Annotated in this window: 22 protein-coding genes; 9 read left to right on the top strand and 13 right to left on the bottom strand. The window is 60.3% G+C overall.

Going from position 1 to position 24,172, the window contains the following annotated elements; genetic code table 11:
- Positions 1-212: 212 nt before the first annotated feature.
- From KW839_RS17120 to KW839_RS17085, 8 genes are all read right to left on the bottom strand, one after another.
- Entirely contained in the window at positions 213-638 is a 426-nt protein-coding gene (locus KW839_RS17120) for a GNAT family N-acetyltransferase (protein ID WP_060543557.1), read from the bottom strand.
- Positions 631-1,800 (bottom strand): cupin domain-containing protein, encoded by a 1,170-nt coding sequence (locus tag KW839_RS17115; RefSeq protein WP_218424999.1) that lies wholly within the window; start codon positions 1,798-1,800, stop codon positions 631-633. The genes KW839_RS17120 and KW839_RS17115 overlap by 8 nt, the downstream gene beginning before the upstream one ends.
- A gap of 86 nt (positions 1,801-1,886) precedes the next feature.
- Positions 1,887-3,257: an adenylosuccinate lyase gene (gene purB / locus KW839_RS17110; RefSeq protein WP_218424998.1), complete on the bottom strand. Its 1,371-nt coding sequence runs from the start codon at positions 3,255-3,257 to the stop codon at positions 1,887-1,889.
- A gap of 127 nt (positions 3,258-3,384) precedes the next feature.
- The gene (gene hflD, locus KW839_RS17105) at positions 3,385-4,008 is read right to left on the bottom strand and encodes a high frequency lysogenization protein HflD (RefSeq protein ID WP_060543560.1); all 624 of its coding nucleotides are present in this window, start codon (positions 4,006-4,008) and stop codon (positions 3,385-3,387) included.
- Positions 4,005-5,138, bottom strand: a complete 1,134-nt coding sequence (gene mnmA / locus KW839_RS17100; protein WP_060543561.1) for a tRNA 2-thiouridine(34) synthase MnmA — start codon at positions 5,136-5,138, stop codon at positions 4,005-4,007. The genes hflD and mnmA overlap by 4 nt, the downstream gene beginning before the upstream one ends.
- Positions 5,139-5,197: 59 nt before the next feature.
- The gene (locus KW839_RS17095) at positions 5,198-5,644 is read right to left on the bottom strand and encodes an NUDIX hydrolase (protein ID WP_060543562.1); all 447 of its coding nucleotides are present in this window, start codon (positions 5,642-5,644) and stop codon (positions 5,198-5,200) included.
- A gap of 199 nt (positions 5,645-5,843) precedes the next feature.
- The gene (locus KW839_RS17090; RefSeq protein ID WP_060543563.1) at positions 5,844-8,069 is read right to left on the bottom strand and encodes an NADP-dependent isocitrate dehydrogenase; all 2,226 of its coding nucleotides are present in this window, start codon (positions 8,067-8,069) and stop codon (positions 5,844-5,846) included.
- Between the two features lie 327 nt (positions 8,070-8,396).
- On the bottom strand, positions 8,397-8,564 hold the full coding sequence (locus tag KW839_RS17085; RefSeq protein ID WP_177337000.1) for a hypothetical protein: 168 nt from the start codon (positions 8,562-8,564) through the stop codon (positions 8,397-8,399).
- Here KW839_RS17085 and icd point away from each other — a divergent pair.
- A complete protein-coding gene (icd, locus tag KW839_RS17080) occupies positions 8,563-9,819 on the top strand; it encodes an NADP-dependent isocitrate dehydrogenase (RefSeq protein ID WP_218424997.1) in 1,257 nt (418 codons plus the stop codon). The genes KW839_RS17085 and icd overlap by 2 nt on opposite strands.
- Before the next feature lie 79 nt (positions 9,820-9,898).
- Here icd and cspD read toward each other — a convergent pair whose 3' ends face one another.
- Positions 9,899-10,165: a cold shock domain-containing protein CspD gene (gene cspD, locus KW839_RS17075; RefSeq protein ID WP_218424996.1), complete on the bottom strand. Its 267-nt coding sequence runs from the start codon at positions 10,163-10,165 to the stop codon at positions 9,899-9,901.
- Between the two features lie 223 nt (positions 10,166-10,388).
- Here cspD and clpS point away from each other — a divergent pair, with 223 nt between their 5' ends.
- Both clpS and clpA read left to right on the top strand, forming a co-directional pair.
- A complete protein-coding gene (clpS, locus tag KW839_RS17070; protein WP_020799529.1) occupies positions 10,389-10,772 on the top strand; it encodes an ATP-dependent Clp protease adapter ClpS in 384 nt (127 codons plus the stop codon).
- 30 nt (positions 10,773-10,802) lie between these two features.
- Positions 10,803-13,073: an ATP-dependent Clp protease ATP-binding subunit ClpA gene (gene clpA / locus KW839_RS17065; protein ID WP_060543566.1), complete on the top strand. Its 2,271-nt coding sequence runs from the start codon at positions 10,803-10,805 to the stop codon at positions 13,071-13,073.
- 246 nt (positions 13,074-13,319) lie between these two features.
- On the opposite strand, the gene infA is transcribed toward clpA, so the two are convergent.
- From infA to trxB, 4 genes are all read right to left on the bottom strand, one after another.
- Positions 13,320-13,538, bottom strand: coding sequence for a translation initiation factor IF-1 (gene infA / locus KW839_RS17060; protein WP_002553999.1), 219 nt, complete (start codon positions 13,536-13,538; stop codon positions 13,320-13,322).
- Between the two features lie 111 nt (positions 13,539-13,649).
- Complete coding sequence (locus KW839_RS17055; protein WP_060543567.1) at positions 13,650-14,357, bottom strand: arginyltransferase; 708 nt, start codon at positions 14,355-14,357, stop codon at positions 13,650-13,652.
- Positions 14,358-14,414: 57 nt separating this feature from the next.
- Positions 14,415-15,095 (bottom strand): leucyl/phenylalanyl-tRNA--protein transferase, encoded by a 681-nt coding sequence (aat, locus tag KW839_RS17050; protein WP_060543568.1) that lies wholly within the window; start codon positions 15,093-15,095, stop codon positions 14,415-14,417.
- 62 nt (positions 15,096-15,157) lie between these two features.
- The gene (gene trxB / locus KW839_RS17045; protein ID WP_060543569.1) at positions 15,158-16,117 is read right to left on the bottom strand and encodes a thioredoxin-disulfide reductase; all 960 of its coding nucleotides are present in this window, start codon (positions 16,115-16,117) and stop codon (positions 15,158-15,160) included.
- 306 nt (positions 16,118-16,423) lie between these two features.
- On the opposite strand from trxB, the gene KW839_RS17040 reads away from it, so the two are divergent.
- The 6 genes from KW839_RS17040 (at position 16,424) to cysG (ending at position 24,068) form a co-directional block, all read left to right on the top strand.
- Positions 16,424-18,835: a DNA translocase FtsK gene (locus tag KW839_RS17040; protein WP_218424995.1), complete on the top strand. Its 2,412-nt coding sequence runs from the start codon at positions 16,424-16,426 to the stop codon at positions 18,833-18,835.
- A 66-nt stretch (positions 18,836-18,901) separates the two neighbouring features.
- Positions 18,902-19,525 carry an outer membrane lipoprotein chaperone LolA gene (gene lolA / locus KW839_RS17035; protein ID WP_060543571.1) on the top strand — a complete coding sequence of 208 codons (624 nt, stop codon included), beginning with the start codon at positions 18,902-18,904 and terminating at the stop codon, positions 19,523-19,525.
- A 154-nt stretch (positions 19,526-19,679) separates the two neighbouring features.
- A complete protein-coding gene (locus KW839_RS17030) occupies positions 19,680-21,002 on the top strand; it encodes a replication-associated recombination protein A (protein ID WP_060543572.1) in 1,323 nt (440 codons plus the stop codon).
- Entirely contained in the window at positions 21,002-21,376 is a 375-nt protein-coding gene (crcB, locus tag KW839_RS17025; protein ID WP_060543573.1) for a fluoride efflux transporter CrcB, read from the top strand. The genes KW839_RS17030 and crcB overlap by 1 nt, the downstream gene beginning before the upstream one ends.
- A 16-nt stretch (positions 21,377-21,392) precedes the next feature.
- Positions 21,393-22,673: a serine--tRNA ligase gene (gene serS / locus KW839_RS17020; protein WP_060543574.1), complete on the top strand. Its 1,281-nt coding sequence runs from the start codon at positions 21,393-21,395 to the stop codon at positions 22,671-22,673.
- Positions 22,674-24,068 carry a siroheme synthase CysG gene (cysG, locus tag KW839_RS17015; protein WP_218424994.1) on the top strand — a complete coding sequence of 465 codons (1,395 nt, stop codon included), beginning with the start codon at positions 22,674-22,676 and terminating at the stop codon, positions 24,066-24,068.
- Positions 24,069-24,172: the final 104 nt, after the last annotated feature.

Below are 24,172 nucleotides of genomic sequence, written 5' to 3'. Positions count from 1 at the left end.
CGCAGCGGCCCTGAAAATACTGGGGCCGCTGCGCGACCCAGCGGGGGCAAGCCCCCTCGCCACAGAAGCCCTCTATGACACACAAGCCCCTCCATGACAAAGAGGCCCTCTATGACACAGAAGCCCTCTATGGCACACAAGCCTTCTGTGACACACAAGCCCCTCCATGACAAAGAGGCCCGCCATGACGCAGGGCCTCTTCATCACAGGGTTCAGGCCGAATGGCGAACCATGTCCACATGAGGAATCCCGGCTTCCAGGAACTCCTCGCTGACCATGCGAAAGCCCAGGCGCTCATAGAACGCCGTGGCCTGCACCTGGGCGCTGAGCATCTGCTGCTTGAGCCCGCGCTTCTCGGCTTCACCGATCACTGCATGCATCAGTGCATCGCCGACTTTCAGGCCGCGCCAGTCCTTGAGTACCGATACCCGGCCAACGTGCCCGTCGGGCAGCAAGCGGGCGGTACCGATCGGAAAGTCGCCTTCGAACGCCAGGAAATGCACGGCGGTCGCGTCATCGGCGTCCCATTCCAGCTCGGGTGGCACGCATTGCTCGGCGACGAACACCGTCTCACGAATGCGCCGGATCTCGGCGTTGTCCTTTTGCCAGTCTGCGACACTTACGTGAATCTTATTCATCGGCGAACCCCAGGCTTCCTTGCTTGACCAGCTCGCACAGCAGGCCGCGGCCGTCTTCGTCGCTCAGCCAGGCGCCGAGGTTGTCGATGTGCAGCGCGTCGGCGGCGCAGATCATCTTCAACAGTTCGCGCAACTTGCCTGGCAGGTAGCGGCTCTGGCCGCTGGCGAACAGCAGCAGGTCGTCGTCGACTTCCGACCAGGCCAGGCGTGCGCTCGGGTTGCGGATCAGCACGGCGCCTTCTTCCAGTGCGCTGAGCACGTCGTCTTCTTCCAGATCTTCCGGCCCGACCACCAGTTCCGGGTAGCGCGGCTCGGTCATGAACTGGCCGAACCAGGTCAGCAGCAGGCGCTCGTCGCTCATGTGTTCGGCCAGCAGGCCTTTCAAGCGGTCGAGGGCGTCATGCTGGATCTGGTGCGGATCCGCCACCGGCAGGGCGTCGGCGTCGGTGTAGCGCTCTTCATCCGGCAGGAACTGGCTGAGGAAATCGGTGAAGTGGGTCAGTACTTCAGCGGCGCTCGGTGCGCGGAAACCAACCGAATAGGTCAGGCAGTCATCGACTGCAACGCCGCAGTGGGCCAGGCGCGGCGGCAGGTACAGCATGTCGCCCGGTTCCAGGACCCACTCATCGGTGGCTTCGAAGTCGGCGAGGATGCGCAGGTCGGCATGCTGCAGCAGGGCGCTATCGGAATCGCACATCTGGCCGATCTTCCAGTTGCGCTTGCCATGGCCTTGCAGGAGGAACACGTCGTAGTTGTCGAAGTGCGGACCCACGCTGCCACCCGGGGCGGCGAAGCTGATCATCACGTCGTCGATGCGCCAGCTCGGCAGGAAGCGGAAATGTTCGAGCAGTTCGCTGACTTCCGGTACGAACTGGTCCACGGCTTGAACCAGCAGGGTCCACTCTCGCTCCGGCAATTTGCTGAATTCGTCTTCGGCAAACGGACCGCGGCGCAATTCCCACGGGCGTTCGCCGTTTTCGATGATCAGACGCGATTCGACTTCTTCTTCCAGTGCCAGGCCGGCCAGTTCGTCGGCGTCGATCGGGCTTTCGAAATCAGGAATTGCCTGACGGATCAGCAGTGGTTTTTTCTGCCAGTAGTCGCGCAGGAATTCCCGTGCCGTGATACCGCCGAGAAGTTGCAGAGGAGTGTCAGGATTCATGTGTAACCTATTGAAAAAATGCACTTTTCATACGGGAATAAAAACGCCCGGCGCTGCCGGGCGTCTCAAAGGGGTCTTGCGGTCGATCAGATACGTTTGGCTTGCTCTACAGCGTTACCGATGTAGTTCGCCGGGGTGAGCAACTTCAGCTCTGCCTTGGCGGCGGCCGGCATGTCCAGGCCGTCGATGAAAGTCTGCAACGCTTCCGGGCTGATGCCCTTGCCGCGGGTCAATTCTTTCAGCTTCTCGTACGGGTTTTCGATGTTGTAGCGGCGCATCACGGTCTGGATCGGCTCGGCCAGGACTTCCCAGCAGGCGTCCAGGTCAGCGGCGATTTTCTGCTCGTTGAGCTCCAGCTTGCTGATGCCCTTGAGGCTGGCTTCGTACGCGATCACGCTGTGGGCGAAGCCGACACCGAGGTTGCGCAGTACGGTGGAGTCGGTCAGGTCGCGCTGCCAGCGGGAGATCGGCAGCTTGCTCGCCAGGTGCTGGAAAAGCGCGTTGGCGATGCCCAGGTTGCCTTCGGAGTTTTCGAAGTCGATCGGGTTGACCTTGTGCGGCATGGTCGACGAGCCGATTTCGCCAGCGATGGTGCGCTGCTTGAAATAACCCAGGGAGATGTAGCCCCAGATGTCGCGGTCGAAGTCGATCAGGATGGTGTTGAAGCGCGCGATCGCGTCGAACAGCTCGGCGATGTAGTCGTGCGGTTCGATCTGCGTGGTGTACGGGTTGAAGCCCAGGCCCAGCTCGTCTTCGATGAAGGCGCGGGCGTTGGCTTCCCAGTCGATCTCAGGGTAGGCCGACAGGTGTGCGTTGTAGTTGCCCACGGCGCCGTTGATCTTGCCCAGCAGCGGCACGGCGGCGACTTGAGCGATCTGGCGCTCCAGGCGGTAAACCACGTTCGCCAGTTCTTTGCCCAGGGTGGTCGGCGAGGCCGGCTGACCGTGGGTGCGCGACAGCATCGGCACGTCGGCGAAACGGATGGCCAGTTCGCGGATGGCGTTGGCGGTCTGGCGCATCAGCGGCAGCATCACATCATCACGGCCTTCGCGCAGCATCAGGGCGTGGGACAGGTTGTTGATGTCCTCGCTGGTGCAGGCAAAGTGGATGAATTCGCTGACCTTGGCCAGTTCCGGCAGCTTGGCCGCCTGCTCCTTGAGCAGGTATTCGATGGCTTTGACGTCGTGGTTGGTGGTGCGCTCGATCTCTTTGACGCGCTCGGCGTGCTCCAGAGAGAAGTTTTCCGCCAGGGTGTTCAACGCCGCGTTGGCTTGCGCGGAGAACGCCGGCACTTCGCTGATGGCAGGGTGAGCGGCCAGGCGCTGGAGCCAGCGCACTTCAACCAGGACTCGGGCACGGATCAAGCCGTACTCGCTGAAAATTGGGCGCAGGGCCTGGGTTTTGCCGGCGTAGCGGCCGTCAACAGGGGAAACCGCAGTGAGCGAAGAAAGCTGCATGGGGTGTTCTCGGACAGTCGGGCAACGAAATGGGGCGCGTATCATACATGAAAAAATCCGCCGGTCCGTCGCCAACTGACCGGCGTATTACGCGTTACAGATTACAAAAGCATGTTGCGGGCGCGGTTCAGCTGCTGCGCATCAGCGGATAAAGCTCTTTGAGCAGCTTGCGCCGGCTGACCACCAGCTGCCAGCGATGCCCGCCCAGCTGCCGCCACAGGCGTGCCGAACGGATACCGGCGAGCAGCAGGGCGCGAATTTTCGAGGCATTGCTCGGTTGTTGCAGGTTGCGCATGTCGCCGTGCACCTGGATGCGTTGGCGCAAGGTGCTCAGGGTATCCTGGTACAGCGCGCCACAGGCGGCGATCACGTTTTCGTGAGCCGGGCCAAAGTGTTCGACCTGGGACTGGATTTGCGGCAGGCGCTTACCGATCACGTCGAGCATGTCGCCGCGCTTGGCCAACTGACGCTCCAGGCCAAGCATGGCCAGGGCATAACGCAAGGGTTCGCGCTGCAGGGCGCTTGGATCGCGTTCGAGGGCGCCGATCAAGGCACGATAGCCTTCGCGCAGATTGATATCGTCGCCGCCGTAGACTTCCAGGGTGTCCTTGGGATCGCGAATCAGCAGGCTACCCAGCATGCAGGTCAGGCCGGCTTCGTTGGTCTGGCCGGTTTTGGCGATCTTGTCGACCAGCACGGCGGCGAGAAACACGCCGCCCAGCGCCGTCAGTTGTTCCTGGGTGGGAGTCATTGCGCCTGGCCTTTACTGGTCCATGGCTCTGCCACTTCAATGACGCCGCCGCCCAGGCAGATTTCGCCGTCGTAGAACACCACGGACTGGCCCGGGGTGACTGCGCGCTGCGGGTCATCGAAAGTCGCACGGTAACCGGTGGCGGTCTTTTCCAGGGTGCAGGGCTGGTCGCTCTGGCGATAGCGGACCTTGGCGGTCAGCCTGCGCGGCTGGCTCAGGTCGATCGGGTTGACCCAATAGATGTCCGAAGCGAGCAGGGCGCGGGAGAACAGCCAGGGGTGATCGTTGCCCTGGCCGACGATCAGCTCGTTGTGTTCCAGGTCCTTGATCAATACGTACCACGGCTCGTCACTGGCATCTTTCAAGCCGCCGATGCCCAGGCCCTGGCGCTGGCCGATGGTGTGGTACATCAGGCCGTGGTGACGGCCGATGATCTCGCCTTCGGTGGTCTTGATCTCGCCCGGCTGGGCCGGCAGGTACTGCTTGAGGAAGTCACTGAAGCGGCGCTCGCCGATAAAGCAGATTCCGGTGGAGTCCTTTTTCTTCGCGGTCGCCAGTTCGTATTTCTCGGCAATCGCGCGCACTTCGGGTTTTTCCAGTTCGCCGACCGGGAACAGGGTCTTGGCGATCTGCTCGCCGCCGACGGCGTGCAGGAAATAGCTCTGGTCCTTGTTCGCGTCCAGGCCCTTGAGCAGTTCGGTGCGGCCGTCGATGTCGCGGCGACGCACGTAGTGACCGGTGGCAATCAGGTCGGCGCCAAGCATCATGGCGTAGTCGAGGAACGCCTTGAACTTGATCTCGCGGTTGCACAGGATATCCGGGTTCGGCGTGCGGCCGGCCTTGTATTCGGCCAGGAAGTGCTCGAACACGTTATCCCAGTACTCGGCGGCGAAGTTGGCGGTGTGCAGCTTGATGCCAATCTTGTCGCACACGGCCTGGGCGTCCGCCAGATCATCCATGGCGGTGCAGTATTCGGTTCCGTCGTCTTCTTCCCAGTTCTTCATGAACAGGCCTTCCACCTCATATCCCTGCTCGATCAGCAGAAGGGCGGAAACGGAAGAGTCCACGCCGCCGGACATGCCGACAATGACGCGCTTCTTTTGTGTGTCAGAAGGGGCTGGATCACGCATAGGGATTCAATGAGTGTCTTGAAAAAGGACGAGATTCTAACAGGCTCAAGCCTGCAAGGCTAAAGAGAAGGACGGATCAGTTCGAGGCCGAAGTGATGGCCGGCCAGGTAATCGTCGATGCAGCGGATGATCAGCTCGCTGCGCCAATGGTCGCGCTGCTCGATTAATTCGTCGCGGGTCAGCCACTTGGCGCCGACGATGCCGTCGTCCAGTTGGTAATCGGGGCGGTGTTGCAGCGGTTTGGCGATGAAGCAGACTCGCTGATAAGTCACGCCGTTGCTTGGGGCGGTGTAGAGATAAATTCCCACCACGCCGGTGGCTTCGACGTCCCAGCCGGTTTCTTCGAGGGTTTCGCGTACGGCGGCTTCGGTCAGGGTTTCATTCGGATCCAGATGGCCGGCAGGCTGATTGAGCACCACACGTCCGTGCTTGAGTTCCTCGACCATCAGGAAGCGGCCGTTGTCTTCGACGATGGTGGCGACGGTGATGTGGGGTTTCCAGTCCATGAAGTTTCCTCAAATTCTGAATATTGAAACACGGTCAATGTGGGAGCGGGCTTGCTCGCGAAAGCGGCGGTTCAGTCAATGGAGATGTTCAATGATAAACCGCATTCGCGAGCAAGCCCGCTCCCACATTGGATCTTTGGTGGGGCCAAAAACACAAACCCCGGCACATGGCCGGGGTTTGTGATGTTCCCTTACAACCTTAAACCAACGCTGCAACCGCTGCGTTGAAGGTTGCGCTCGGGCGCATGGCCTTGCTGATCAGCTCGGCACTGGCGTGGTAGTAACCGCCGATGTCCACTGGCTTGCCCTGAACGGCGTTGAGCTCGGCAACGATGGTTGCTTCGTTCTCGGTCAGGGTCTTGGCCAGGGTCGCGAACTGCGCTTGCAGTGCAGTGTCTTCGGTCTGGGCAGCCAGGGCCTGAGCCCAGTACAGCGCCAGGTAGAAGTGGCTGCCGCGGTTGTCGATGTTGCCGACTTTACGCGATGGCGACTTGTTGTTGTCCAGGAACTGGCCGGTGGCCTGATCCAGGGTCTTGGCCAGAACCAGCGCCTTCGGGTTGTTGTAAGTAACACCCAGGTGCTCGAGGGACGCGGCCAGAGCGAGGAACTCGCCCAGGGAGTCCCAACGCAGGAAGTTCTCTTCCAGCAGTTGCTGAACGTGTTTCGGAGCCGAACCACCGGCGCCGGTTTCGAACAGGCCACCGCCATTCATCAGCGGCACGATCGACAGCATCTTGGCGCTGGTGCCCAGTTCCATGATCGGGAACAGGTCGGTCAGGTAGTCGCGCAGTACGTTGCCGGTCACCGAAATGGTGTCCTTGCCTTCGCGAGTGCGCTGCAGGGTGTACTTCATTGCATCGACTGGGGCCATGATCTGGATGTCCAGGCCGGCGGTGTCGTGATCCTTCAGGTAAGCCTGAACTTTCTCGATCACCACGCCGTCGTGGGCGCGCATCGGGTCCAGCCAGAAAATGGCCGGTGTGCTGCTTGCGCGGGCACGGTTGACGGCCAGCTTGACCCAGTCCTGGATCGGCGCGTCTTTGGTCTGGCACATGCGGAAGATGTCACCGGCTTCAACAGCCTGTTCCATCAGCAGGGTGCCTTTGCTGTCGGTCACACGAACCACGCCGTCAGCCTTGATCTGGAAGGTCTTGTCGTGGGAGCCATACTCTTCGGCTTTCTTCGCCATCAGGCCAACGTTCGGCACGCTGCCCATGGTGGTCGGATCGAAGGCGCCATTGGCGATGCAGTCAGCGATCACAGCCTGGTAGATAGTGGCGTAGCAACGGTCCGGGATCACCGCCTTGGTGTCGTGCAGCTGGCCGTCGGTGCCCCACATCTTGCCGGAGTCACGGATCATGGCCGGCATCGAGGCGTCGACGATAACGTCGCTCGGCACGTGCAGGTTGGTGATGCCTTTGTCGGAGTTGACCATGGCCAGCGACGGACGAGCAGCGTAGACCGCCTGGATGTCGGCTTCGATGGCTGCTTGCTGCTCGGCCGGCAGGGCCTTGATGCGAGCGTACAGGTCGCCGATGCCGTTGTTCAGGTTAAAGCCGATCTGTGCCAGCACGTCAGCGTGCTTGGCCAGTGCGTCTTTATAGAACTCGGCAACGATCTGGCCGAACATGATCGGGTCGGAGACCTTCATCATGGTGGCTTTGAGGTGAACCGACAGCAGTACGCCATTGGCCTTGGCGTCTTCGATTTCAGCGGCGATGAAGTTACGCAGGGCGTTTTTGCTCATCACGGCGCAGTCGAGGATCTCGCCAGCCTGAACGCTGGTCTTTGCCTTCAGGACGGTGGTCGTGCCGTCTTGAGCGATCAATTCGATTTTCACGGCGTCAGCGGCGTCGATCAGGGCGGCTTTTTCGCTGCCGTAGAAATCACCGGTGCTCATGTGCGCGACGTGGGACTTGGAGTCCTTGGCCCAGGCGCCCATCTTGTGCGGGTGCTTGCGAGCGTAGTTCTTCACCGACAGCGGGGCGCGACGGTCGGAGTTGCCTTCGCGCAGAACCGGGTTCACGGCGCTGCCCTTGACCTTGTCGTAGCGCGCCTTGACGTCTTTGTCGGCGTCGCAGGTGACGGTTTCCGGGTAGTCCGGCAGTGCGTAGCCCTGAGCTTGCAGCTCTTTGATCGCGGCTTGCAGTTGCGGTACCGAGGCGCTGATGTTCGGCAATTTGATGATGTTGGCTTCAGGCGTAACGGCCAGGTCGCCCAGTTCGGCGAGGTGGTCGGCTACGGCTTTGTCACCCAGTTGCTCGGGGAAGCTGGCCAGGATGCGTCCTGCAAGAGAGATATCGCGGGTTTCCACGGCGATATCAGCCGAGGCGGTGAAAGCCTCTACGATAGGCAACAGTGAATAGGTGGCGAGGGCAGGAGCTTCGTCGGTGAAGGTATAGATGATCTTCGAGCGGGTGGGCATATTCGGATTAACTCTCTCTTCTTTGCTAAAGCGTGCGCAGAAACTCGAGGGGCGCCGGGTAAGCGCGTTCGTTCAAAGTCATCCATGAGCCGAATATCGAGATTTCGTTGCTGTGATGTTGGGTGCATCAGTAGGGCGTCAAGTGGCCGGGCTGTTGTAGCAGGCCGGCTTGCCGGGCGGAAACTGTCGTCGTAGAGCCGTTCCGCCGTCGTGACCCTTTAGTCAGCGGCCGCATTATACATAGGTAGCTGGCATTCTGCCGATGCTTCAGATGCAATGATTCTCGTCCATTGGTCTAAAGGTCGCAGGAGCGGGGTCGGTGCAAGGTCAATGCTTATCCCGGGTTTTGGCATTTTTGCCTTTGCTTTCAAGCTTGTAGTGCGCCCGTTGCAAGGCTTTACCGCAGATGACAGGAACATAGGGTTTGCGCGCCGATTTAACTGGGTTACGCTCGAACCAAGCCAGATGTTCAATCCAATCAATGGAGTTCAGCATGGGTTACAAGAAGATTCAGGTTCCAGCTGTCGGCGACAAAATCACCGTCAATGCAGACCATTCTCTCAATGTTCCGAATAACCCGATCATTCCCTTCATCGAAGGCGACGGTATTGGCGTTGATATCAGCCCCGTCATGATCAAGGTTGTCGATGCTGCCGTTAAAAAGGCCTACGGCGACGAGCGCAAGATTTCCTGGATGGAAGTGTACGCCGGGGAAAAAGCGACCCAGGTTTACGATCAGGACACCTGGCTGCCTCAGGAAACCCTGGACGCAGTCAAGGATTACGTGGTTTCGATCAAGGGCCCGCTGACCACTCCGGTCGGTGGCGGCATCCGTTCGTTGAACGTTGCACTGCGCCAGCAACTGGACCTGTACGTCTGCCTGCGCCCGGTGCGCTGGTTCGAAGGCGTGCCGAGCCCGGTCAAGAAGCCAGGCGACGTCGACATGACGATCTTCCGTGAGAACTCCGAAGACATCTACGCCGGTATTGAATGGAAGGCCGGTTCGCCGGAGGCGACCAAGGTCATCAAGTTCCTTAAAGAGGAAATGGGCGTCACCAAGATCCGTTTCGATGAAAACTGCGGTATCGGCGTCAAGCCGGTGTCCCTGGAAGGCACCAAGCGTCTGGCGCGCAAGGCGCTGCAGTATGTGGTCGACAACGACCGCGACTCGCTGACCATCGTGCACAAAGGCAACATCATGAAGTTCACCGAAGGTGCCTTCAAGGAGTGGGCCTACGAAGTGGCGGCTGAAGAGTTCGGCGCGACCCTGCTCGACGGTGGCCCGTGGATGCAGTTCAAGAACCCGAAAACCGGCAAGAACGTTGTCGTCAAGGATGCCATCGCCGACGCCATGCTCCAGCAGATCCTGCTGCGCCCGGCTGAATACGATGTCATCGCGACCCTGAACCTCAACGGCGACTACCTCTCCGACGCCCTGGCGGCGGAAGTGGGCGGTATCGGTATTGCGCCGGGCGCCAACCTGTCCGACACCGTGGCCATGTTCGAAGCCACCCACGGTACTGCACCGAAATACGCGGGCAAGGACCAGGTCAACCCGGGTTCGCTGATCCTGTCGGCAGAAATGATGCTGCGTCACATGGGCTGGACCGAAGCGGCCGACCTGATCATCAAGGGCACTAACGGGGCGATTTCCGCCAAGACCGTGACCTATGATTTCGAGCGCTTGATGGATGGCGCCAGGCTGGTTTCTTCCTCCGGCTTCGGCGATGCGCTGATCTCGCACATGTAAGCGAGCGGCAGTCATGCAAAAAACCGCCCGGCTCAATCGAGCCGGGCGGTTTTTTTATGACTGGGATGACGGTGTGGTCTTAAGCTGTAACGGTCTGTTGTACAGCGGGTGCCGTGGAATTCAGGCTGTCCACGGGGTTGCCGATGTTGACTGCGTGCAGGCCCTTGGGCCCCTGGATAATCTCGAATACAACAGCTTGACCGGCTTTCAGGGTTTTATAGCCATCCATCTGGATGGCGGAAAAGTGGGCAAACAGATCGTCTGTGTTGCCGTCTTCATTTATGAAACCGTAACCCTTGGCGTTGTTGAACCATTTGACCTTGCCGCTGACCTTGACGCCTGACATACCAACTCCCTCTGCAACAGACTCCATCACTGGAGTATCATCCAGTACATCCGCAGTCGTATCTGAAAATAAGATTGACTCCGCGGACCTTTTTTACCCACTGTGGGCTCTATTGGTTGTAACACCGTTTTGCCGATAGTCAAGCAGACCCGGCACTCGGAGTTGAAAACGCTGATAGCCGCCCCCACCACTGTAATTGAACAACAGACGAACCTTTCTTTCCATGCATGCAATCAGCCAGATTCGACTAACATTCAATCAGGATCGCCCGACTCTCCAGAAGGATCGCCCGGAGGAACACGACGACGATTCCGCAGGCATTGCTGTTCAGGAGGCCAAGCCTGCTTTACAGGCACCGCCGATGTACAAGGTGGTTTTGTTCAATGATGACTACACACCGATGGATTTCGTCGTCGAAGTGCTCGAGGTGTTTTTTAACCTGAATCGCGAGCTGGCGACCAAGGTCATGCTGGCCGTCCACACAGAAGGGCGGGCAGTATGTGGAGTGTTTACCCGGGACATCGCCGAGACCAAGGCCATGCAGGTCAACCAGTACGCCAGGGAAAGCCAGCATCCGCTACTCTGTGAAATCGAGAAGGACGGTTAATCGCCGGACACTTGGGTATGAGGTGAAGCTATGTTAAACCGCGAGCTCGAAGTCACCCTCAATCTTGCCTTCAAGGAAGCACGCTCGAAGCGTCATGAGTTCATGACCGTCGAGCATCTCCTGCTGGCCCTATTGGACAATGAGGCTGCCGCCACCGTTTTGCGTGCGTGCGGCGCGAACCTCGACAAACTCAAGCATGACCTGCAGGAGTTCATTGACTCCACCACGCCACTGATCCCCGTTCATGACGAGGACCGCGAAACCCAGCCAACCCTGGGCTTCCAGCGTGTACTGCAGCGTGCCGTGTTTCACGTACAGAGCTCGGGCAAACGCGAAGTGACTGGCGCCAACGTGCTGGTCGCGATCTTCAGTGAGCAAGAGAGTCAGGCAGTGTTCCTGCTTAAACAGCAGAGCGTTGCGCGCATCGATGTCGTCAACTATATCGCCCATGGCATTTCCAAGGTGCCGGGGCATGGCGATCACTCTGAAGGTGAGCAGGATATGCAGGACGACGAGGGCGGTGAATCTTCTTCCTCGGGCAATCCTCTGGATGCTTATGCCAGCAACCTCAACGAACTCGCGCGCCAGGGTCGGATCGATCCACTGGTGGGGCGCGAACTGGAAGTCGAACGCGTAGCGCAGATCCTGGCGCGTCGGCGCAAGAACAATCCGCTGCTGGTTGGCGAGGCGGGCGTGGGTAAAACCGCGATTGCCGAAGGCCTGGCCAAGCGCATCGTCGACAACCAGGTGCCGGATCTGCTGGCCAACAGCGTGGTGTATTCCCTTGACCTGGGAGCCTTGCTGGCCGGTACCAAATACCGCGGTGATTTCGAGAAGCGCTTCAAGGCGTTGCTCAATGAACTGAAAAAACGCCCGCAGGCGATCCTGTTCATCGACGAAATCCACACCATCATTGGTGCCGGTGCCGCCTCTGGCGGTGTCATGGACGCCTCGAACCTGCTCAAGCCGTTGCTGTCGTCGGGTGATATCCGTTGCATCGGCTCGACCACGTTCCAGGAATTTCGCGGGATCTTCGAGAAGGACCGTGCCCTGGCCCGGCGTTTCCAGAAGGTCGATGTGTCCGAGCCTTCGGTGGAAGACACCATCGGCATCCTGCGCGGCCTGAAGGGGCGCTTCGAGTCCCATCACAATATCGAATACAGTGATGAGGCCTTGCGCGCCGCTGCCGAACTGGCTTCGCGCTATATCAATGACCGGCACATGCCGGACAAGGCCATCGATGTCATCGACGAGGCGGGTGCCTATCAGCGCCTGCAGCCGGTGGAAATGCGCGTCAAGCGCATTGAAGTGCCGCAAGTCGAGGATATCGTCGCGAAAATTGCGCGAATTCCGCCAAAACACGTCACCAGTTCCGACAAGGAACTGCTGCGTAACCTTGAGCGTGACCTGAAGCTGACCGTGTTCGGTCAGGACGCGGCGATCGACTCGCTGGCAACCGCGATCAAATTGTCGCGCGCTGGCCTGAAGTCGCCTGACAAGCCTGTCGGTTCGTTCCTGTTCGCAGGGCCGACCGGTGTCGGTAAAACCGAAGCGGCGCGTCAACTGGCCAAGGCGCTGGGCGTCGAGCTGATTCGCTTCGACATGTCCGAGTACATGGAGCGCCACACTGTATCGCGTCTGATCGGTGCGCCTCCGGGTTATGTCGGGTTCGATCAGGGCGGTCTGCTGACCGAAGCCATCACCAAGCAACCACACTGCGTGCTGTTGCTCGATGAAATCGAGAAGGCGCATCCGGAAGTCTTCAACCTGCTGCTGCAGGTCATGGACCACGGTACCCTGACCGATAACAACGGGCGCAAGGCGGATTTCCGTAACGTGATCGTCATCATGACGACCAACGCCGGTGCCGAAACCGCAGCCCGCGCTTCGATCGGTTTTACGTTCCAGGATCACTCGTCCGACGCGATGGAAGTGATCAAGAAGAGCTTCACGCCAGAGTTCCGCAACCGTCTGGATACCATTATCCAGTTTGGTCGCCTCAGTCATGAGGTCATCAAGAGCGTGGTGGACAAGTTCCTCACCGAGCTTCAGGCGCAGCTGGAAGACAAACGTGTGTTGCTGGAAGTCACCGATGCCGCCCGCAGCTGGCTGGCAGCCGGTGGTTACGACTCGGCCATGGGCGCTCGTCCGATGGCTCGCCTGATCCAGGACAAGATCAAGCGTCCGCTGGCGGAGGAGATCCTCTTTGGCGAACTGGCCGAACATGGCGGTGTGGTGCACATCGACATCAAGGACGGCGAGCTGACCTTCGAGTTCGAGACCACGGCCGAGATGGCTTGACGTTAAGCCGCAACAAAACAGAAAGGCGCCGAAAGGCGCCTTTTTGCTGTGTGCCGATTTTCAGGGTTCACACATACCCCTGTGGGAGCGGGCTTGCTCGCGAAAGCGGTGGGTCAGTCAACATCGATGGTGAATGTCAGGCCGCCTTCGCGAGCAAGCCCGCTCCCACATTGGCCTGGTGTGCTGCATCAAATCCCAGACAAACAAAAACGCCCGGCATAGGCCGGGCGTCTTGTATTGACTTGATTAACGGGCGCGGTAAGTGATGCGCCCTTTGCTCAAGTCATAGGGAGTCAGCTCTACGCGCACTTTGTCGCCGGTAAGAATACGGATGTAGTTCTTGCGCATCTTGCCGGAGATGTGCGCGGTTACGACGTGCCCATTTTCCAACTCCACACGAAACATGGTGTTGGGCAGGGTGTCGACGACAGTGCCTTCCATTTCGAAGCTGTCTTCTTTCGACATGCAGTAAAGCCCTCGGTGTCCAATGAATGGCCCGGTGCAACTGCGCCAGGCAAAAGCGGCGTGCATTGTGCCCGAAAAGTGGGGTTCAAGCCAAGGGGTTTAGGGAATGCTCTAGTTCAGAACCACCCAGCGCTGGTTAATCAGCAGCTCGATAGGGCGATATTGAGTCTTGTAGCTCATTTTTTTGCAGTTTTTTATCCAGTAGCCAAGGTAGACGGCTTCCAGTTCCAGGCGGCGGGTCTCGGCGATTTGCCACAGGATCGCGAAACGTCCCAGGCTGCGGCGTTCTTCGGCGGGTTCGTAGAAGGTATAGACCGCCGACAAACCGTTGGGCAGTAAATCGGTGACGGCAACCGCGAGCAACTGGCCGTTCAGGCGGAATTCGTAAAATCGGGAGAACGGCAGGTCGCGTACCAGGAAGGTCGAAAACTGATCGCGGCTCGGCGGGTACATATCGCCATCGGCGTGGCGTTGCTCGATATAGCGCTGATAAAGGTCGAAGTACTCTTCGCTGTACCCCGGCTTGGCCGGGCGTACCTGCAGATCCGCGTTGCGCTTGAGGATGCGTTTCTGCTGGCGGTTCGGTGTGAATTGAGCCACGGGAATGCGCGCCGGAACGCACGCATTGCAATGCTGGCAATGCGGTCGGTAGAGATGATCGCCGCTGCGACGAAACCCCATCTCCGACAGGTCTGCGTAGACATGCACATCCATGGGCTGGCTAGGGTCCAGGAACAGGGTGGTGGCCTGCTCCTCGGGCAGGTAACTGCAAGAGTGCGGCTGAGTGGCATAGAACTTCAGACGCGCCAACTCGGTCATGATCAACCCTCGGGAATAAGCTTTTGATTAAGTGTAAGCCACGGCGGCAAAAGTCGCTCAGCAAACCCAGGTGGCACCATTGGGTTGATCCAGATGCCTGGCAAGGTAGGCGGCGAATTCGCGGCGGGGAATCGCCCGGGCGCCCAGGCTGTGCAGGTGATCGGTGGGCATCTGGCAGTCGATCAGGACAAAGCCTGAGTCTTGCAGATGCCGCACCAGGGTGGCAAAGCCGAATTTCGAGGCATTGTCGGCGAGGCTGAACATCGACTCGCCAAAAAACAGCTGTCCCATCGCCAGTCCGTACAGCCCGCCGACCAGTTCGTCCTGGTCCCAGACTTCCACCGAATGCGCATGACCACGCCTGTGCAGCTCTATGTAGGCGTCCTGCATGGCGTCGGTGATCCAGGTGCCGTCGGCGTATTCCCGTGGCGCGGCGCAGGCGCGGATGACGGCGGCAAAGTCCTGGTCGAAGGTCACTTGATAGCGTTGTTGGCGCAGCAGCTTGTTCAGGCTGCGCGAGACGTGCAGTTCGTCAGGAAACAGTACCGTGCGCGGGTCGGGCGACCACCAGAGAATCGGCTGGCCTTCGGAAAACCACGGAAAGCAACCATGGCGATAGGCGTTGATCAGCCTGTCGGCGGACAAATCACCACCGGCAGCCAGCAGCCCGTTGGGGTCGCGCATGGCTTTTTCCAGTGGTGGAAAGTTCAGGGAGTTGCGTTGTAACCAAGTCAGCATGGCATCCGGGCTTGCAGAAGGGGAGGGCAGTGGCGGGTGTTGTCCCGCCGTTGAGTTTGCCTTCAAATGACAGGAATGTCGTCCAGGTATTTCTCGGCGTCCAGTGCGGCCATACAGCCCGCGCCGGCAGAGGTCACGGCCTGGCGATAGACGTGATCGGCCACGTCGCCCGCAGCAAACACGCCGGCAATGGCGGTGGCGGTGGCATCGCCTTCGCTGCCACCCTTGACCAGCAGATAGCCGTCGCGCATCTCCAGCTGGCCGACGAACAGGTCGGTATTGGGTTTGTGGCCGATGGCTATAAACACCCCGGCCAGCGACAATTCGCTGGTTGCGCCAGTGTGGCTGTCACGCAAGCGGGCACCGGTGACGCCACTGGAGTCACCGAGCACTTCGTCCAGGTTCTGGTTCCAGTGCAGGCGGATATTGCCGTTGGCGGCCTTCTCGAAGAGTTTGTCCTGGAGAATTTTCTCCGAGCGCAACTTGTCGCGGCGATGGATGAGATGCACTTCCCTGGCGATGTTCGACAGGTAAAGGGCTTCCTCGACCGCCGTGTTGCCGCCGCCAACGACGGCCACTACCTGATTTCGATAGAAGAAGCCGTCACAGGTGGCGCAGGCGGAAACGCCTTTGCCGGCAAAGGTTTCTTCAGAGGGCAGGCCCAAATACTGCGCCGAAGCGCCGGTGGCAATGATCAGCGCGTCGCAGGTGTACGTGCCGCCGTCTCCGGTCAGCTCGAAGGGGCGTTGTTGCAACTTGGCGGTATGGATGTGGTCGTAAACGATCTCTGTGGCAAAGCGCTCGGCGTGTTTTTGCATGCGCTCCATCAGCACCGGACCGGTCAGGCCTTCGACGTCGCCCGGCCAGTTATCGACTTCAACGGTGGTGGTGAGCTGGCCTCCTGCCTGTATGCCGGTGATGACGACCGGTTTGAGGTTGGCGCGGGCGGCATACACGGCCGCACTGTAACCGGCAGGGCCGGAACCCAGAATGATCAGGCGGGAATGCTTCGCTGTGCTCATAAAAACACCTCATAAGCCTTTGTCACAAAAGAGAATGCATGCTCAAATTGAACTGCATGTCATGTGCTGTTGACTATGCTACACCCAAGGGTCGCAAACATGGCGTCGCACGCACAAACCCGTACAATGCCTCGCTATCAGGGCATTTGTATTAAAAAGCAGTGCATGCCGTGTTTATAAAAACCGCTGTGCAGTGTTAAAAGTAGTCCCGGTTACGCATCGCAACTTTTTTACCTGCCTGGATTGGGCAGTTTTTTATAGTCAATCAACAGATGGACGCGCCGTTGGCGCAGGAATAGAAGCGTTTTGAAGAAATCCACCGCAGCACCCAAACCAGCCGTCGTTCCGCTCTGGCGCCAACATCTGCACTACCGGCTCAAGGAAGGTGCACTGATCGCCATCGGTGCCCTGTGCCTGTTCCTGATGATGGCCCTGTTGACCTATGGCAAGGATGATCCGGGCTGGAGCCACAACAGCAAGATCGACGACGTGCAGAACTTCGGCGGGCCTGCGGGCTCCTACAGCGCCGATATCCTGTTCATGGTGCTGGGCTACTTCGCCTACATCTTCCCGTTGCTGCTGGCGATCAAGACGTATCAGATCTTTCGTCAGCGTCACGAACCGTGGCAGTGGAGCGGCTGGCTGTTCTCCTGGCGCCTGATCGGCCTGGTGTTCCTGGTGCTCTCGGGTGCGGCGCTGGCGCATATCCATTTCCACGCGGCAACCGGTCTGCCGGCCGGTGCCGGTGGTGCACTGGGTGAAAGCCTCGGCGACCTGGCCAGGACCGCCCTGAACATCCAGGGCAGCACGCTGTTGTTCATCGCCTTGTTCCTGTTCGGCCTGACGGTGTTCACCGATCTGTCGTGGTTCAAGGTGATGGACCTTACCGGCAAGATCACCCTGGACCTGTTCGAACTGTTCCAGGGCGCCGCCAATCGCTGGTGGGCCGCCCGTGCCGAACGCAAGCAACTGGTCGCCCAGTTGCGAGAGGTTGATGACCGTGTGCATGACGTGGTCGCACCGACCGTCACCGACAAGCGCGAACAGGCCAAGGTCAAGGAACGCCTGATCGAGCGTGAGCAGGCCCTGAGCAAGCACATGTCCGAACGCGAAAAGCAGGTGCCGCCGGTGATTGCCCCGGCTCCGGTCAAGCCGGCCGCGCCAAGCAAACGTGTGGAAAAAGAGAAACAGGCGCCGCTGTTCGTCGACAGCGCCGTGGAAGGCACCTTGCCGCCAATCTCGATTCTCGACCCGGCGGAAAAGAAACAACTCAATTATTCGCCTGAATCCCTGGCTGCGGTCGGCCATCTGCTGGAAATCAAGCTCAAGGAATTCGGTGTCGAAGTCGCGGTTGACTCGATTCACCCGGGCCCGGTGATTACCCGTTACGAAATCCAGCCGGCGGCAGGGGTCAAGGTCAGCCGTATCTCCAACCTGGCCAAGGACCTGGCACGTTCCCTGGCCGTGACCAGCGTGCGCGTGGTGGAAGTGATTCCCGGCAAGACTACGGTGGGTATCGAGATCCCCAACGAAGACCGGCAGATCGTGCGCTTCTCCGAGGTACTGTCGACCCCCGAGTACGACAACTTCAAGTCCCCGGTCACACTGGCCTTGGGCCATGATATCGGCGGCAAGCCGGTGATTACCGACCTTGCGAAGATGCCCCACCTGCTGGTGGCCGGTACCACCGGTTCCGGTAAGTCGGTGGGTGTGAACGCGATGATCCTGTCGATCCTGTTCAAGTCCGGCCCGGAAGACGCCAAGCTGATCATGATCGACCCGAAAATGCTTGAATTGTCGATCTACGAAGGCATTCCGCACCTGTTGTGCCCGGTGGTCACCGACATGAAGGACGCGGCCAACGCCCTGCGCTGGAGCGTTGCCGAGATGGAGCGGCGCTACAAGCTGATGGCGAAGATGGGCGTGCGTAACCTGTCCGGCTTCAACGCCAAGGTCAAGGAAGCCCAGGACGCCGGCGAGCCGTTGAGCGATCCGCTGTACAAGCGCGAAAGCATCCACGACGAAGCACCGCTGCTGCAAAAGCTGCCGACCATCGTGGTGGTGGTGGACGAATTCGCCGACATGATGATGATCGTCGGCAAGAAGGTTGAAGAGCTGATCGCCCGTATCGCCCAGAAAGCCCGAGCCGCCGGTATCCACTTGATCCTCGCGACCCAGCGGCCGTCGGTGGACGTGATCACCGGTCTGATCAAGGCCAACATTCCGACCCGCATGGCGTTCCAGGTATCGAGCAAGATCGACTCGCGGACCATCATCGACCAGGGTGGCGCCGAACAACTGCTGGGCCACGGTGACATGTTGTACATGCCGCCGGGCACCAGCCTGCCGATCCGTGTGCACGGTGCATTCGTGTCCGACGACGAGGTTCACCGCGTGGTGGAAGCCTGGAAGTTGCGTGGTGCGCCGGAGTATAACGACGACATTCTCAACGGTGTCGAAGAGGCCGGCAGTGGCTTCGAAGGCAGCAGCGGCGGTGGCGATGGCGACGATCCTGAGGCTGACGCGCTGTACGACGAAGCGGTGCAGTTCGTTCTTGAAAGTCGTCGCGCGTCCATCTCCGCGGTACAGCGCAAGCTGAAGATCGGCTACAACCGCGCTGCGCGCATGATCGAAGCCATGGAAATGGCCGGGGTCGTGACCTCCATGAACACCAACGGTTCGCGTGAAGTCCTGGCCCCCGGCCCGGTGCGCGACTGACCTGATATTGAAGGGCAGGTGTCTTCAGGCACCTGCCGCACTCCCACGAATGTTATGAGGACTCCCATGCGTCTGATCCGCATGCTGTTGCTGCCGGTACTGGCTTTGACCACGCTCCAGGCTCACGCCGACGACAAGGACGTGGCGCGCCTGACTCAACTGCTGGAAAAATCCCAGACCCTGAGCGCGCGTTTCTCCCAACTGACCCTTGACGGCACCGGCACCCAATTGCAGGAAACCGCCGGTGAAATGTCCTTGCAGCGTCCGGGGCTGTTCTACTGGCACACTAATGCACCGGCCGAGCAGACCATGGTCTCGGACGGCAAGAAGGTCACCCTGTGGGACCCGGATCTTGAGCAGGCGACCATCAAGAACCTCGATCAGCGCCTGACCCAGACCCCGGCCCTGTTGTTGTCCGGTGACGTGTCGAAGATCAGCCAGAGCTTCGATATCAGCGCCAAGGAAGCCGGCGGCGTGATCGACTTCACCCTGAAGCCGAAAACCAAGGACACACTGTTCGACAGCCTGCGTCTGTCGTTCCGTAACGGCCTGGTCAATGACATGCAGATGATCGACAGCGTCGGCCAGCGCACCAATATCCTGTTCACCGGGGTCAAGGCCAACGAGCCGATCCCGGCTTCCCGGTTCAAGTTCGACATCCCCAAGGGTGCCGATGTGATCCAGGAATAACATGCGACCCCTGTACCTGTAGGAGCGAGCATGCTCGCGATGGTCGACAACGATAACGTTGGCAGCTTGACACCCAGCGGTGTCCTTGAGTCCATCGCGAGCATGCTCGCTCCTACAGGGGGGGGCGTGTTCAATTGAGGTATCAGAGATAGTCATGGACCTGTTTCGCAGCGCTCCGATCGCTCAACCATTGGCCGCCCGCCTGCGCGCGACCAACCTGGACGAGTACGTCGGACAGGAACACCTGCTCGCTCGCGGCAAGCCTTTGCGCGAAGCCCTGGAGCAGGGTGCCCTGCATTCGATGATTTTCTGGGGCCCGCCGGGCGTGGGCAAGACCACCCTGGCGCGCTTGCTGGCGGAAGTCTCGGACGCGCACTTCGAAACCGTCTCGGCGGTCCTGGCCGGCGTGAAGGAAATCCGTCAGGCGGTGGAAATCGCCAAGCAGCAGGCCGGGCAGTACGGCAAGCGCACCATCCTGTTCGTCGACGAAGTGCACCGCTTCAACAAGTCCCAGCAGGATGCGTTTCTGCCGTATGTCGAAGACGGTACGCTGATCTTCATTGGCGCCACCACGGAAAACCCCTCGTTCGAACTCAACAACGCTTTGCTCTCCCGGGCCCGCGTCTATGTGCTCAAAAGCCTCGACGAAGCGGCCCTGCGCAAACTGGTGCACCGCGCGCTGAGTGAGGAGCGCGGTCTGGGCAAGCGCAACCTGACGCTCAGCGACGAAGGCTTCCAGATGTTGTTGTCGGCCGCCGATGGTGATGGCCGACGCCTGCTCAACCTGCTGGAAAACGCCTCGGACCTTGCCGAAGACAACAGCGAGATCGGCACAGACCTGCTGCAAAGCCTGCTCGGCGACACCCGCCGACGGTTCGACAAGGGCGGCGAAGCGTTCTACGACCAGATCTCCGCGCTGCACAAATCGGTGCGCGGCTCCAACCCCGATGGCGCATTGTACTGGTTCGCGCGGATGATCGACGGCGGTTGCGATCCGCTGTACCTGGCCCGGCGCGTGGTGCGTATGGCCAGCGAAGACATCGGCAATGCCGACCCGCGCGCCCTGAGCCTGTGCCTGGCCGCCTGGGAAGTGCAGGAGCGCCTTGGCAGCCCCGAAGGCGAACTGGCGGTGGCCCAGGCCATTACATATCTGGCCTGCGCACCCAAGAGCAACGCGGTGTACATGGGCTTCAAGACGGCATTGCGCGCCGCCGCCGAGCACGGTTCGCTGGAAGTGCCGCTGCACTTGCGCAACGCGCCCACCAAACTGATGAAACAATTGGGTTACGGCGATGAATACCGCTATGCCCACGATGAGCCGGACGCTTATGCCGCTGGCGAAGATTATTTCCCGGAAGAACTTGAACCGATCCCGTTCTATCAGCCGGTGCCCCGGGGCCTGGAGTTGAAGATCGGCGAAAAGCTCAATCACCTGGCGAAACTCGACCGTTTAAGCCCAAGACAGCGGAGAAAATAGTGCTTCCCTTGATCGTTGCGGTTTCCGTCGGCGGAGTTGCCGGCACGCTGTTGCGCTTTGCCACGGGCAATTGGATCAACGCTAATTGGCCGCGGCACTTCTATACCGCGACGCTGGCCGTTAATATCGTGGGCTGTTTGCTGATCGGCGTTCTATACGGTCTGTTTTTGCTACGCCCGGAGGTGCCGATTGAGGTGCGTGCCGGGTTGATCGTCGGCTTCCTCGGGGGGCTGACGACTTTTTCATCCTTTTCACTGGATACGGTGCGCCTGCTGGAAAGCGGGCAAGTGCCGCTGGCCCTGGGCTATGCGGCGCTCAGCGTATTCGGCGGGCTGCTTGCCACCTGGGCCGGCCTGTCCTTGACCAAACTTTGATAAACGAGAAACCGACATGCTCGATTCCAAACTGTTACGTAGCAACCTTCAGGACGTAGCGGACCGCCTGGCATCCCGTGGCTATGTGCTGGATGTTGCGCGCATCGAAGCGCTGGAAGAACAGCGCAAGACCGTCCAGACCCGCACCGAAGCACTGCAGGCTGAACGTAATGCGCGCTCCAAATCCATCGGTCAGGCCAAGCAGCGCGGCGAAGATATCGCGCCGTTGATGGCGGACGTCGAGCGCATGGCGGGCGAGTTGAGTGCCGGCAAAGTCGAGCTGGACGCGATCCAGACCGAACTGGACTCGATCCTGCTGGGTATCCCGAACCTGCCGCACGAATCCGTGCCGGTCGGTAAAGACGAAGAAGACAACGTCGAAGTGCGCCGTTGGGGCACCCCGACTGCCTTCGATTTTCCGGTTCAGGACCACGTCGCCCTGGGCGAAAAATTCGGCTGGCTGGATTTCGAAACCGCCGCCAAGCTGTCCGGCGCGCGTTTCGCCTTGCTGCGCGGCCCGATCGCCCGTCTGCACCGCGCCCTGGCGCAGTTCATGATCAACCTGCACGTCACCGAGCACGGCTATGAAGAGGCCTACACGCCTTATCTGGTCCAGGCCCCGGCGCTGCAAGGCACCGGTCAGTTGCCGAAATTCGAAGAAGACCTGTTCAAGATCGCCCGTGAAGGCGAAGCCGACCTGTACCTGATCCCGACCGCCGAAGTGTCGCTGACCAACATCGTTGCCGGCGAAATCGTCGACTCGAAACTGCTGCCGATCAAGTTCGTCGCTCACACACCGTGTTTCCGTAGTGAAGCCGGTGCATCGGGTCGCGACACTCGCGGCATGATCCGTCAGCACCAGTTCGACAAGGTCGAGATGGTGCAGATCGTCGAGCCGTCGCAGTCGATGGAAGCGCTGGAAGGCCTGACCGCCAACGCCGAGAAAGTCCTGCAACTGCTGGAACTGCCTTACCGTACCCTGGCGCTGTGCACCGGCGACATGGGCTTCGGCGCGGTCAAGACCTACGACCTGGAAGTGTGGATTCCGAGCCAGGACAAGTACCGCGAAATCTCGTCGTGCTCCAACTGCGGCGACTTCCAGGCCCGCCGCATGCAGGCGCGTTTCCGCAACCCGGAAACCGGCAAGCCGGAACTGGTACACACCCTCAACGGTTCCGGCCTGGCAGTCGGTCGTACCCTGGTGGCTGTGCTGGAAAACTACCAGCAGGCCGACGGTTCGATCCGTGTGCCAGAGGTGCTGAAGCCGTACATGGGTGGCCTTGAGGTCATCGGCTAAATGAACTATCTGCCGCTGTTCCACAACCTTCGCGGCAGTCGTGTGTTGGTCGTCGGTGGGGGGGAGATTGCCTTGCGCAAATCCCGCCTGCTGGCCGATGCCGGTGCGCTGCTGCGAGTGGTTGCACCTGAAATCGAAGCACAACTGCGTGAGCTGGTTGCCGGCAGCGGTGGCGAGTGCCTTGTGCGCGGTTACGTCGAGGCGGATATGGACGGCTGTGGCCTGATCATCGCCGCCACCGATGACGAAGCGCTGAACGCGCAGGTGTCCGCCGATGCCCATCGGCGCTGCGTGCCGGTCAATGTGGTGGACGCGCCGGCCCTGTGCAGCGTGATCTTCCCGGCGATTGTCGACCGTTCGCCATTGATCATTGCGGTGTCCAGCGGCGGCGATGCGCCGGTGCTGGCTCGCCTGATTCGCGCCAAGATCGAAACCTGGATTCCTTCTACCTACGGTCAGCTCGCTGGCTTGGCGGCGTGTTTTCGCCATCAGGTCAAAAAGCTGTTCCCGGATGTGCAGCAACGTCGCGCATTCTGGGAGGACGTTTTCCAGGGGCCGATTGCCGACCGTCAACTGGCCGGGCAGGGTGGTGAAGCCGAGCGTCTGCTGCAAGCCAAGATCGATGGTGAAGCGACGGTGGCCACCGGTGAGGTGTATCTGGTGGGCGCCGGGCCGGGTGATCCCGACCTGCTGACCTTCCGCGCCTTGCGCCTGATGCAGCAGGCCGACGTGGTGTTGTACGACCGTCTGGTGGCACCGGCGATACTCGAGTTGTGCCGTCGCGATGCCGAGCGGGTCTACGTCGGCAAGCGTCGCGCCGATCACGCGGTGCCGCAGGACCAGATCAACCAGCAACTGGTGGACCTGGCCAAACAGGGCAAGCGCGTGGTGCGGTTGAAGGGTGGCGATCCGTTCATCTTCGGTCGCGGCGGTGAAGAGATCGAGGAACTGGCGGCCCATGGCATCCCGTTCCAGGTCGTGCCGGGTATCACGGCGGCCAGCGGTTGCGCGGCGTACGCCGGGATTCCGCTGACTCACCGCGATTACGCGCAGTCGGTGCGTTTTGTTACCGGGCACCTGAAGGACGGCTCCAGCGATTTGCCTTGGGCCGATCTGGTGGCCCCGGCGCAAACGCTGGTGTTCTACATGGGGCTGGTGGGCTTGCCGAGCATCTGCGAACAGTTGATCAAGCATGGTCGCGCCGCCGATACCCCGGCGGCGCTGATCCAGCAGGGCACCACGGTCAACCAGCGGGTGTTTACCGGCACGCTGGCCGACCTGCCACGGTTGGTGGCGGAGCATGAAGTGCATGCGCCGACATTGGTGATCGTGGGTGAGGTGGTGCAACTGCGCGAGAAACTGGCGTGGTTTGAAGGCGCTCAATCACAAGTCTGATCTGTGGTGAGGGGGGCTATCGGGGCTTGTGTGGCGAGGGGGCTTGCCCCCGCTGGACTGCGCAGCAGGCCCATGCTTTTTGGGGCCGCTGCGCGACCCAACGG

This window comes from Pseudomonas sp. PDM31, assembly GCF_019218965.1.
Lineage (GTDB): Bacteria > Pseudomonadota > Gammaproteobacteria > Pseudomonadales > Pseudomonadaceae > Aquipseudomonas.
The sequence above is the reverse complement of the archived record's forward strand: the minus strand, read 5'-3'. Positions and strand labels throughout refer to the sequence as shown.